Raw genomic sequence first — 12,221 nt, forward strand, 5'->3', positions numbered from 1 at the left:
CGGCAGTGAACATAGACCTTTGTTACCAACGAGTCTTCCTCTGCTTCTGAGCTGCCTATACGGCAGTGAACATGGTCCGGGGCAGCAAGCAAACGATCTTCCCCTTCTGAGCTGCCTATACGGCAGTGAACACTTAGACGACGGACCAGCCGATGGCTACCGTCTTCTGAGCTGCCTATACGGCAGTGAACCCCAGAAGCCGCGTCGATCAGCGCTGCCGTCTCTTCTGAGCTGCCTATACGGCAGTGAACGATGACCTGGCATCGAAGCTCGGAGCCAAGTTCTTCTGAGCTGCCTATACGGCAGTGAACGTAATGCCCCGCCATTCGCCCTTGGCTGCTTTCTTCTGAGCTGCCTATACGGCAGTGAACTAGCTGCGTCAGTCATTGCAGCGTGCAGTTCCCTTCTGAGCTGCCTATACGGCAGTGAACCAAGCCATCTCATTTTTCGCAAAGGAGAAGATCTTCTGAGCTGCCTATACGGCAGTGAACATTGCTTGGCGGCTCATATGGGGAGGTTTACCCTTCTGAGCTGCCTATACGGCAGTGAACGCACATACAGGGCACGCCCATACCGAACCACACTTCTGAGCTGCCTATACGGCAGTGAACGCGTAAGCATAATCAACAAGCTGAGCAACCTCACTTCTGAGCTGCCTATACGGCAGTGAACGCTGCGGCTGCGGGCCCTCGCCGAAGCGCGTCCTTCTGAGCTGCCTATACGGCAGTGAACTTCGTCGTTACCGATACGCAGCGATTGCCGCTCTTCTGAGCTGCCTATACGGCAGTGAACGTGACTTCTTGCAAGGCATGGACGCGCACCACCTTCTGAGCTGCCTATACGGCAGTGAACCTGTGTAAATTGAGCGCAGGTCAAAACAGTTTCTTCTGAGCTGCCTATACGGCAGTGAACACCAAGTTATTCCCAAAGGTGTCCGTCTCTATCTTCTGAGCTGCCTATACGGCAGTGAACTAACAGCTGTGCATTTATTATCTGGTGTAGGTCTTCTGAGCTGCCTATACGGCAGTGAACCGCTTCATCAGGGCTTGTGCTTCGCGGGCTTTCTTCTGAGCTGCCTATACGGCAGTGAACAGGTCGTCGGTCAGCTCAGTGACTTCGACATCCTTCTGAGCTGCCTATACGGCAGTGAACCCGCGTCGGAACTTGATTGCCTCTTGGTTGACCTTCTGAGCTGCCTATACGGCAGTGAACAGTCTGGTCATCACGTTGCCCCTTCTTGTTCACTTCTGAGCTGCCTATACGGCAGTGAACCGGTCCATCAGATCCTTGAAGCTGTAAAGTCTCTTCTGAGCTGCCTATACGGCAGTGAACTTCTTGTACTTCTTTGAATGTGGTCATCTGCTCTTCTGAGCTGCCTATACGGCAGTGAACCGGATTGCCATCAAGCGCTTCTACGGTGATCACTTCTGAGCTGCCTATACGGCAGTGAACGGGTTAACGTCTCGTTCGATGATGGCGAGAAACTTCTGAGCTGCCTATACGGCAGTGAACTAATTGGTTTTCACGTAAGGGTCATATTTTTACTTCTGAGCTGCCTATACGGCAGTGAACAAACCCCCCCATGATTGCTTGGCGGCTCATATCTTCTGAGCTGCCTATACGGCAGTGAACGATAGGTGGAGGGATTTCCCTCTGAGATTGCACTTCTGAGCTGCCTATACGGCAGTGAACGGCCAGCTTTGCGTATTTATTGCGCACCTCTTCTTCTGAGCTGCCTATACGGCAGTGAACTTGGAAAGGAGGTTGTTGCCTCGGTGCTGGGTCTTCTGAGCTGCCTATACGGCAGTGAACGGGTACGACTCCGTGTAAGCCTTGCCTGATTTCTTCTGAGCTGCCTATACGGCAGTGAACTTCTCGGATGCAGCGTCGGCCTGGCGCTACTTCTTCTGAGCTGCCTATACGGCAGTGAACGTGGAGACCCTTACGCGACCCGCGTCGTTCTCCTTCTGAGCTGCCTATACGGCAGTGAACACTACGCGCTACGGTGTTTTCCCGCCCGTACTCTTCTGAGCTGCCTATACGGCAGTGAACATGCACTGATTGGAACCGTGACAGTGATCGTCCTTCTGAGCTGCCTATACGGCAGTGAACACCCGCCGCCATATGCTGCCCCTGCTTGTGTTCTTCTGAGCTGCCTATACGGCAGTGAACTTACCCAGCCTAAGATTGACGCTATTCCGCGTCTTCTGAGCTGCCTATACGGCAGTGAACACATTTGTTGACATGATAATTAATCCATATTTCTTCTGAGCTGCCTATACGGCAGTGAACAGGATCTCGTTGGCGACCTTGGCAGTTTCTTTCTTCTGAGCTGCCTATACGGCAGTGAACATTTAGTAGGGCTGAGCATTATGGTGATCCGTCTTCTGAGCTGCCTATACGGCAGTGAACATTTGTTGACATGATAATTAATCCATATTTTGTCTTCTGAGCTGCCTATACGGCAGTGAACGACCGCCAACGCCATAGAGACGGACGCCCTTTCTTCTGAGCTGCCTATACGGCAGTGAACTAGACTATTAAGCACATAACACATTGTTATTAAATGATTAATACCCCCGCTAATCGCAATTTACCCTTTTTTTTAGCGGCCTTTATAAGCCGCTGATTCGTATGGTATCCGCCCAGCGTAATAAAAAAGGGTAATTATTCAAACCAAGGAATAGTCGCTCCGTGTCCAAGACCATAGGCATTGAACGTACCGTTTCGTGGCTTTTTTTGTAGCGGTCCGTGGTGGATAAACAGTCGAAAGGCCTGCTCAGTGCTTTGGCTGCGCAAGCTGATAAAGGGCAGGGTAAGGCAACTCTCTACGCTATCCGGGATCCGTTGCTGGGCTTCATCAGCCGTCAGGCTATGCCGACGCATCAGTCGCCGACGCAAGCGTTCGGCGCTGCTCTTGACCTGAATTCGGCAGACATTTCGGTATTGCACCTCGTCAGGCACGCCCGTCACATCACCTAACTGCACATGACTACTCAAGCCTGTCAGCCAGGGTTGCGCCAGCAGTTGATGCAAGCCTGCGGCCGAACCATGCAAACGCATGCGGTCACCCAGCGCCGGACGTGCCGGTTGTACATCGGGAAAACTGATGCCAATAGCAGGACTCGGCAATCCCGCCAGCGCACGGTGCAGCTTGCCAAATAAGGCGTTCATCAGCTGCGCCGGCGAAAACTCTGGATCAGGTCGCAAACCAATATCAAGGTAGTGGTCCATGCTTAGCCCTTGTCACTGTCACCGAAAACACCACCTCGAATGAGGGTGGCGACGACAAAATGCTGCTGCCCTTCATCTGGCATCTGCTCTTTGAGCACCCAGTTGTCCAGCAAGGTATAGAAATCAAGCTTCTGCTTTGGCTGGCGATACGCTTTGCCTTGAGCCGTGACGGAGCCGTAGGGTTCCACAGCGATTGGGCCTAGACCATTCTCGTCGGGATACCAAGTGTCGATGGTGCGTAGGGCATTGCCGATTTTCTGCGAGTGCATAGCGGCGGTATCACTGACTTGGTACAGCGTTTTGCTCTTCTGCCCCTTCTTATCCCCACGATCAAGAATCAACTCTTGAGAGGGGAACACTTCTTGGCCGTCGCCTATACGCGCAAAGGCGGTGATATCGAGCAATACATAATCGTTACCCGCCAAACCGTTTTCAATCACAGTGGCCAGCGCTGCTAGGCTTTCGACCGCCGGTCCTGTCGTATCAAAATCACGCCATGGCAAACTTAGCGCATCAAAAGTCCAGAGCGCCGCATCGCCACCCTCACGTTTGTGCCGCACTTGTACCTCAATCACTTCGGCGCCCATACGGTTGCGCCAAAGAAACCGTGCGTTGGCCACGTTGAGGGCATAACGTCGCGCGAGCTCTTTAAACCCGTGATTGCCTACATAGCTCTGTACTGCGGCCTTCAATTGCTGCTGATACTCAACGTTGTTGCACGCTGAAGGCGACCCTGCACCACCGAGTACGCGCAGGGTAAACCGTACGCGCAAGGTGTCAGCATCGTTAGGCAGTGTGGCGACATCCACAGTTTGCAAATTAGGCGACTGGATCGAGGCATCCAGCTTGGCTGGGTCTAGGTCTTTGCTTTTTTGACGGTTCGAGATGGTGCCGCGAACCGACTTTTCCCTAACGGCAATGGCGGGCCACTGAGTGGCATTCGAACGATCGTCCCAACGTCCAGCACTGAATAGTGCATCGGATGGGTCCAGCTTTCGTTCAAAAGCCAGAACGGAAGCAGTTTTTAAATCAATTTTAGCCACTGTGCAGTTTCCTTATGCATGGATTTCCGGAGAAGAAAAGTCGTTGCTGCAACGGTATAACCCGCTAGTCGGATCGGCGCGGTGATACCAAAGCAAATCAAGCAGATTGTCGATTCGATGCGGGCTTAACCACTCGCCCAGCCCAAGCAGGCTTTCAGCGAAGCAAAACGGGGTTTCGTTATCCCGCGCGTTGGCAACCACACCCGCGGCGTACAAGGGTGATACTGCCGCGTAGCCAAGCGGCACTGGCACCAACCAACCAGGCTTGCGGCGCAGGTTCCAGTGAGCAGTTTGTGGCGTTTGCGGGTCCGGCGATTCCGGCTCGAAATTCAACCTCGATACATCCAGTAGCGCCTCCAAAGGATTTGCCCCCTGTGCCGCGATTAAATCCTGGCGCTCAACTAATGCGAAGCCTGGCAACAACTGACGACGCAGCTTGCGTGATTGAGTGCGCGCATCAGCGGGGTCCTCAGGCCACAACTGCAAACGCGGCAAATAATGCCGCCCATTCGGATTGGGCAGAATGCTACCTCCCGCCAAGCGCAAGCCAGCGGCGATGCGGAAGATCCGCTCGGCAACTTCAACTAAAACATCCTTGCCCTCGAATAATTCACCGCCACAAACACCGACCAGCAGGCTGACCTCGAAATGGGCGCGGCCCTCTTCAACAATGGCAGCGGTTGTGCCGTCTTTATCAGCCGGGTTGCGACTCAGGCTGAAAACCCTCGTACGCCGCCCCGCCGGTTGAAACACCTGAGGTTCAAACCAATGGCAGATAATGCCGACCCCATCTAGTTGCAAGTCAAACTCGCTGGCAACCCGGCGCCCCAGTGCATGGACAAATCCGGTAAACGCACTAGGTGCAGGGAAGCCCCACGTCAAAGGGCTAGAAATGGCATTGGCGTTTTGCACATACAAGCGGGGCAACAGCAAGAGTCCTTGGGGGGCGTTATTCATCGTCGGCAACTTCCAGGCGGATCATCTTTAATTCGGCTTCAAGGTCGCTAAACCACTGCTGATATTCGCCATCACCCATGGTTTTGTTCTCGCTGTGCAATGCCGCATTCAACCATTTGGAAAAACGCGAGCACACCTCATCAACCCAATCACCACGGCGCCGCAGACTGGCAAAGTGCTCATCCGTTTGCCCACGATGGGGGTCCAGCCAAAGTGCCTCGACACTGTCCAGTTGGCAGCCGCTGGCAGCACTCCAACCGGCGGGCAACTCATGCAACTCGGCCGCGCACTGCAATACCTCATCGCACAAAGCCGCGACCCGTTGCCGACGAACCTCGCGAGTGGCTAGATTGCTGCGTTCGGTGCGCGCGAGAAATTCACGTAAAGCTTTACTCTGTTCGCGCACACGCGGACGACGGGCGAACCAGCCGAGAAAGATTGACGATACTTGGCTGGGCGGTTTGAGTCCTGATCGGCGCCAAGTGGGTGGCAACGACGGCAGCAAGTAAGCCTCGCCACGCCGCTCACTATTGAGTTGGCTAATGTTTTGCGGTTTGGTGCCACCGAAATTCTGAATGACCAGATTCGGATACTCCCGATAACCATGTGCCCAAGGGCGCTTATCTTTGTATGCGATGCGTGCAGCCTTGGCCTCATCGGAAAAGCGGTCACGCTGGATATCGCCGTAAACACGGTGCACCAGCGAGGTGGGGAACAGAGGGGCCAGCAGGTGATAGCCACCGTCGGGCAGCGGAAAATAGAGTTGTTTAGCCAATCGGTGAGAGGTTGGAGGCCCTTTGCTTTCGATGATACCTGCGAAGGCGTGCAACCACTCGGCCGCTTGCTCGGGATTATCGGATAAGGCCGCGCTTAGCGTCGAATCGCGTTCGTTTACCCGTTGCAACAAGGTCTTATCGGCATGCTCGAGCTTGAGGAACTTATATACGTCCAATGCTGCAGCATTGCCTACCACGTCGTCATCACGATCACTGCCCAGACTATGGGTACCCAACAATGTTGGGGCCTGCACGCTATCGCGCAAATACACGCTGCTGCCGCGAGCATCGGGGTGAGTGAATTTTAGGCCAAAATTGACTAACTGAATCTGCCCAACACGCCGGGCAGCATCGTGCAGCCAGGCCTCTGGGCGATGGGCTTCAAGTAATTGCTGATATTTGTCTTGCTCGCCTTCGCCGAGTTTTTCCAACTTGGCCTGTAAGCGTTCTTGAATAAATCCGTGGATCAGCGCTGTAAGGGCGCTGATTTCGTGTACATCCGCTGAGCTGTCCATAATCCGATGCGTTTCCTTACTTATTCCAGTAGAGGTTTTGACTGCTCATTTTATTTCTCGCGTTAGAACCCCCTAAATCCCAATGCCGGGTGGTAGCGCCAGCCCCTGTCAGCATTATTTTTGGCCAAATCAATCACGCCATACCGTCGTGCACAGGCAGCAAGTTCGAGGCCTCTCTCGTCGGCTAATTGGCTCAGCTCTGTCAGGTAATCCGGCTCCCCCCAGAAGCCAATGCGTGGCCCAAACTCCAGCGAGAATTTCTCCAGAAGGTTATCCGCAGAAATTAGTTGCCCATCGTCTTGCTGAAACTTGAAGTGCAGCACTTCATCTTCGTCGGGCTGTAGCACATAGCGCTGATGCCCCAAAGGATCATCACGAAAGCGCTGTTTACGCTGCAATTCGCCAGACAGCGCCGCTGGAGTTTGCCACCAAAGTGGAACCGGGAAGCCTGACTTTATGCTCTCACCGAGCATCAATGCGCGAAGCCGCACATGCTCTAGGTCGACCAGGTTGCTGCGCGGTTGCAACTCCGCTCGCTCGGCAATCCTTGGCCGCGCGTCGATCGTGCTCAGTTGCTGGACGCTCAACACGTCACTTAGGTTGTGACTGGCAAGCATAAAGTCAGGGCTCTCAAATCCAGGCCTACAGAACGCTGGCGCCTTCCCCTCTAACGCTTTTACATTGCGCTCCAGCAGATACACATTGGCCGACTGACACGGCCCCGGACGATGCCGCCGAATGCGACCGGCCAACTGAATGATCGAGCGCATAGAAGAGGGTTCAACGATGCCCCAGTCATAATCGTGGTCGCGCCCGACCTCTGCGACCGGTGACGCCAGCACTACAAAAATCTGCTCCGGCTCAGGGTTGACATCCAGCCATACCCGTAACTCAGGGTCGGCAAATAATGCGTCCGGATTGTGGCGATTTAACAGCCGATCCAAGCGTCGTTCGATAGCAGAGCGCATCAGCAACAGGTGGCGTGCGTGGTAACAGCACAGATGAATTCGGCAACCTGTTTCGGCACCCAATTTGAAAAGAGCTTGAGCGACGTCGATCATCGGGTCGATATTAGCCATGCGCAGCAAGCCAAAACTGACACGCTTTTGGCTAACCGGATCAACACTGTGATGCTCCCGGTGTAACTGATGAAGCATGCGGTGCAGGTGGACTGCCAGCTCATTGCGTATTTCTGAGGCGCCGCTTATGGTTATCGGCACGGGCTGAATCTTCGCCAATCGACGTACTTCAGCCTGTCCTAACTTGGCAATACGCTTTCCAACAAAAGTACTGTGAGCATCCGAAAATGACTCGGCAGTAGCCTGCTCACTCGCCTCTGAGGCAAACTCATCAAACCATGCGCAGCAAACATTTAGCGGCTGACCGGGTACTCCCCGATTGGCTTGAAAAGAGCGGCGCCCCTCCAGATATGCAGCGAACAATCCTTGAATTAGAGCGGGCGGCAGCGTTGCCGAAGACAGCAGTACCCGGCTGCCAAGCAAGCCGGCCCAATAAACCAGCCGACTCAACGCTGGCAAGTCGTTAAGGTCGAAATCATCGGGTTCGTCCAACACCAAATCAGCGGTCATCAGCCGCAACATCGGTGCGATCTGACGCCCGCCCCGCGTACCTTCAGTAGCAGGAATCAAATGATCAACCGTGCAGACTAAAACGGGAGCATCGAGCAAACGCAGTGCTGCGGAGTTTTTGCCCAACCAGTTTTTCAGCGCACCCTCCTCCAAGCTGCCTTGATAGTGCACATAGCTGTCGTCGTCCTGAAGCTGCTCGGCCGACTCCGAGCCACTACGATCCAACGCACCATTGTCGCGGTCGAATAGTTCTTTGACCGCTATACCGCCGACCACAATAGCCAGATCGTCGTCGCCCAATTTCAGTCGATCACGGTAGGCCTGACCGGTTTGCAAGGTCAGGCTACGCAGGCCCAGAGCGATAGAGAACCGAGCACCACGCTGTGGATCGGACAGGCCGTAAAGAATCCGGCCATTAGCCAACGTTTTACCGCACCCAGTAGATGCCATGTTGACGCCGAAAAAACCTTGTCGAGTAGAGCGGGCTTGTAACGCTGTGGCGAGGTCGTAGGCTTTGTCTTGCCAACGAAAGCGCTCATCGGCACTGCGTCGTTTAAAGCCTTTGTGCCGGGCAATACTAGGCAATCTACGCTCTAATTGCGGCAAGCTGTGGGCAATACGCCCACTGTGTACCGCAACACCGATCAGATGCTCATCCAATCGCTGTTTCAACTTCCCCGTCTCACGGTCAGTATTGGCGAACAAAGGATATTCGGCATCGCCATAACGTGAGTGCGATGGCTCACTGGAGTAGTGATGATCGGCCAACATCAAAATTAGTCGGGAAACATGGGTGACGTAGGGGTTTGCCAGCCAATCCGTTTCACTGAAACCGGTGCGCGCCAGCATGCGCCCAGCCAATTTTGCGGCGTGCTCACACCAGTGTTTACTATCCAATGGAAGCGAGTTTTTAAAGGTCCAGCAGGCGGTTTTTTCCTTTAGATCGGCCTGAAGACGAGCGGCGTTCCATTCTGACGTTAGCCCCAGCGGCAGGCGTCTCAGCGTTTGCGGGTGCAACCCCTCGTCAAAAGGCTGAACCGGCAAACGATGATGGCTGAGGATCAGCCAACCGATGGCTCGAGCCAACGTCGGTAGAGTATTGAAGGGGCTACGCGGTGCGGGAGTGCTGAGGCCGTCGCGGAACGTAATTAATCGCTTTTGCCAGCCGTTGTCCACCTTGCCGCTCGCTAAATCCGCAAGACGCTGCAACCAGATTTCATCGGTATCAGTCCCTACAAAGGCTTGAAACAAACGTAACGACACCCACTCATGTCGATAAGCATCGGCAAGCGGTTTTTGACTACTGAGCTTGTTCTGGAAAGCTTCGCTGGCCTTGCCAAAGTCATGGAATAACGCAGCCAAGCCAGCCAACAGGCGAATGTCTTCACCGGTATGCCAGTCATTTTCATGCTGGCTACGCAACACGTCACGCACGGTGCTATTTGTCGGTACCGCACCTTGAGCATTGAAACGGCTTGCATCTCCAACTATCCACAGCATTTCACTGTGGTCGCGGCCACGAATCCAATGGCAGGCTACAGAGGTATTTCGCCGGGCCGTCTTCCTCAGTAACCGCCGCAGGGTATCGAGACCTTGGTGGGTAATAGGTGTTTGCCAAGTACGTTCGCCACGGCGCTCGGCAAACTGGTCGAGAATACGACGGCTCTCACTTAAAGCTCGTTTATCGCACTGGCAGATCAGCAAAACATTCACTGGTGGGAATTCCCCAACTGCTGCGCAACGGCTTTAAGGCTGTCAATCATGAAGTCCAGAGCCTCGTTACGGGTGAGGCTTTCAATGCAGGCTTGGCGAAACTCCTGCTCATCATCCCCACGCATGGCGGAAATAAACGCTTGAGGCAAAATCATCGCGTCCTTGATCAGATCCGCTGCATCGAACACCAATCCACCTCGGCGCGTCTTGCCATGTAACACCGCCAAGCCGTGAGGCAGGCCGAGCACCCACGTTGCGGTGGCGGCCAAGCCGTAGGCTAGGTAATTACCATGGTCGAGAAAGCGATTAGCCGGATCGTTACCGCCACCACGCTTGGCGCGAACAAAATCTCCATATTTCATGGCGCGCGCTGCCAGTTTGAATAGTAACTTAGTCAGCCGCGCTTCCTCGGTCAGCAAAAAGGTGTGGTCCGGCGCCGTATTTAGATACATAAGGGACTGCTGCAGCGCAGCATCCAAGGCGGCAGCATCAATTTGAAAGCCCGCCTCTTTGAGCGCACGGTTGTTCAGCCAATGCTGCCGGACTCGTTCCAGACGTAGCCGTTGAAATGCCTTGGCTGCTTCTAGGCGTAACTCATCATCAAACCAAAAGCGCACCCAATATTGAAGATACTCGGTAGGCCGATACTCACTCTGCGGTGAAAACCACGCTACCTCAATATCGATTTCGTTGGCGCTGAACAGTGGCGTGCCTCCCCCACCAGCAAACCCTACCAGCACACCCGCCTTTGCCATTTCGCGCATCGCCGCTTGGGTGACCGAGGTTCCCGTTCCCAGTAGCACCGTTGTGGTGTTGGCAATAGGGATATTCCAGTACAGCGAACGCTTTCCTTCATCCGTCACATATTCGACACGCCCGCCATTAACCAAAACCCGACAATATTCGAGGTAATAAATGTTGGCACGTTTGGAGTGCAGGATCGATTTTAGGTCTGATGCGTTTAGATCATCCATGTACACACCTAGGGGCTATTGACGTTCACTGGCACTGCAGATGATGAAAAAAAACCCGCATAACAGAGGTTACAACACCGAAAATCCAGCGGGTTTGCAACAGTCAAAATGATGCTCAGTGACTCGGCAAGCCGAAGCTGGGATACCATGTTAAGTAAGGCATCACCAGAAGTCTGGTAGGCGATTTACCGTTTACGAATGTTATACCCGATAAACGGATTGGCAGCTTCATCCATGTCCTCGAACTGGCCTTGTGTATATCCCATGGGAAGCAGGTTGTTCCCCATACGCTACCAACTAACAAACAAAGCAAAGCGTCTCGGGCGCGCCAACCTAAAGCACACCATGCGATCTGGAAGAACTTTGGCGGACAAAGTCGTGCCAAATTCACCAGATCAAAATTTGATCAAAAAAAAGCCCCAATCCGAAGACTAGAGCTATTTTTTGGTACAAAGCGTTGGTATAGACCCGCCTTACCATATCCTTATAATCTATTGAATTATAAGGGTTTTTAATAATGGCGGAGAGATAGGGATTCGAACCCTAGGTACTGTCGCCAGTACAACGGATTTCGAATCCGTCCCATTCGGCCACTCTGGCATCTCTCCAACGGCGCGCATGATAACAGTTCATCTGCCGAACGTAACCCCCCTGCGGAGGAAATTTTCGCGTGCTATCAGGCGCTTGCGTAGCTTTTTGCGTTAAAGCGGGACGCCGAGGCGTTTGGCGACTTCTTCGTAGGCTTCGATGACACCACCGAGGCCTTGGCGGAAGCGGTCTTTGTCCATTTTCTTGCGGGTTTCTTTGTCCCACAGACGGCAGCCGTCTGGGCTGAATTCGTCGCCGAGGACGATTTCGCCGTGGAAGGTACCGAATTCAAGTTTGAAGTCGACCAGCAGCAGGCCAGCGTCGTCAAACAGCTTGGTCAGCACGTCGTTGACCTTGAGCGACAGCTCTTTCATGCGGATCAGGTTTTCTGCCGTGCCCCAACCGAACGCCACGACGTGGGATTCGTTGATGAACGGGTCGCCTTTGGCGTCGTCTTTGAGGAACAGTTCGAAGGTGTAAGGGTTGAGCTTGATGCCCTCCTCCACGCCCAGGCGCTTCACCAGGCTGCCCGCTGCGTAGTTACGCACGACGCACTCGACCGGGATCATCTCAAGTTTCTTGACCAGACATTCGGTGTCGCTCAGCAACGCGTCGAATTGGGTCGGGATACCGGCTTCTTCGAGTTTTTGCATGATGAAGGCGTTGAACTTGTTGTTCACCATGCCTTTGCGATCAAGCTGTTCGATGCGCTTGCCGTCGAACGCCGAAGTGTCGTCGCGAAACAACAAAATCAAGCGGTCAGCGTCATCGGTGGTGTAAACCGATTTGGCTTTGCCGCGGTAGAGTTCTTCACGTTTTTCCATGATGGGCT

General features: G+C 53.9%; 7 protein-coding genes, 1 tRNA gene and 1 CRISPR repeat array (1 of these 9 running past the window's edge). All 8 genes read right to left on the reverse strand.

The genetic code is table 11. The features are described 5' to 3' along the window. A CRISPR array of direct repeats spans positions 1-2,533; the repeat unit is 28 nt; unit sequence CTTCTGAGCTGCCTATACGGCAGTGAAC (it extends 919 nt beyond the left edge of the window). A 134-nt stretch (positions 2,534-2,667) separates the two neighbouring features. Beyond that, positions 2,668-3,234, reverse strand: coding sequence for a type I-F CRISPR-associated endoribonuclease Cas6/Csy4 (gene cas6f / locus RHM65_RS24235; RefSeq protein ID WP_322168160.1), 567 nt, complete (start codon positions 3,232-3,234; stop codon positions 2,668-2,670). 2 nt (positions 3,235-3,236) lie between these two features. Then, positions 3,237-4,277: a type I-F CRISPR-associated protein Csy3 gene (gene csy3, locus RHM65_RS24240; protein WP_322168159.1), complete on the reverse strand. Its 1,041-nt coding sequence runs from the start codon at positions 4,275-4,277 to the stop codon at positions 3,237-3,239. A 12-nt stretch (positions 4,278-4,289) separates the two neighbouring features. Then, positions 4,290-5,234, reverse strand: coding sequence for a type I-F CRISPR-associated protein Csy2 (gene csy2 / locus RHM65_RS24245; RefSeq protein WP_322168158.1), 945 nt, complete (start codon positions 5,232-5,234; stop codon positions 4,290-4,292). Then, positions 5,227-6,525 carry a type I-F CRISPR-associated protein Csy1 gene (gene csy1, locus RHM65_RS24250; protein WP_322168157.1) on the reverse strand — a complete coding sequence of 433 codons (1,299 nt, stop codon included), beginning with the start codon at positions 6,523-6,525 and terminating at the stop codon, positions 5,227-5,229. Before csy1 ends, csy2 begins: the two co-directional genes overlap by 8 nt. 62 nt (positions 6,526-6,587) lie before the next feature. Then, positions 6,588-9,827 carry a type I-F CRISPR-associated helicase Cas3f gene (gene cas3f, locus RHM65_RS24255; protein WP_322168156.1) on the reverse strand — a complete coding sequence of 1,080 codons (3,240 nt, stop codon included), beginning with the start codon at positions 9,825-9,827 and terminating at the stop codon, positions 6,588-6,590. Further along, entirely contained in the window at positions 9,824-10,801 is a 978-nt protein-coding gene (gene cas1f, locus RHM65_RS24260) for a type I-F CRISPR-associated endonuclease Cas1f (protein WP_322168155.1), read from the reverse strand. Before cas1f ends, cas3f begins: the two co-directional genes overlap by 4 nt. Before the next feature lie 518 nt (positions 10,802-11,319). Beyond that, positions 11,320-11,409 (reverse strand) — tRNA-Ser (locus RHM65_RS24265). Positions 11,410-11,502: 93 nt separating this feature from the next. Further along, complete coding sequence (purC, locus tag RHM65_RS24270; protein ID WP_322168154.1) at positions 11,503-12,213, reverse strand: phosphoribosylaminoimidazolesuccinocarboxamide synthase; 711 nt, start codon at positions 12,211-12,213, stop codon at positions 11,503-11,505. Positions 12,214-12,221: the final 8 nt, after the last annotated feature.

This window comes from Pseudomonas sp. CCI4.2 (genome assembly GCF_034350045.1).
In the GTDB taxonomy this organism is placed as follows: domain Bacteria; phylum Pseudomonadota; class Gammaproteobacteria; order Pseudomonadales; family Pseudomonadaceae; genus Aquipseudomonas.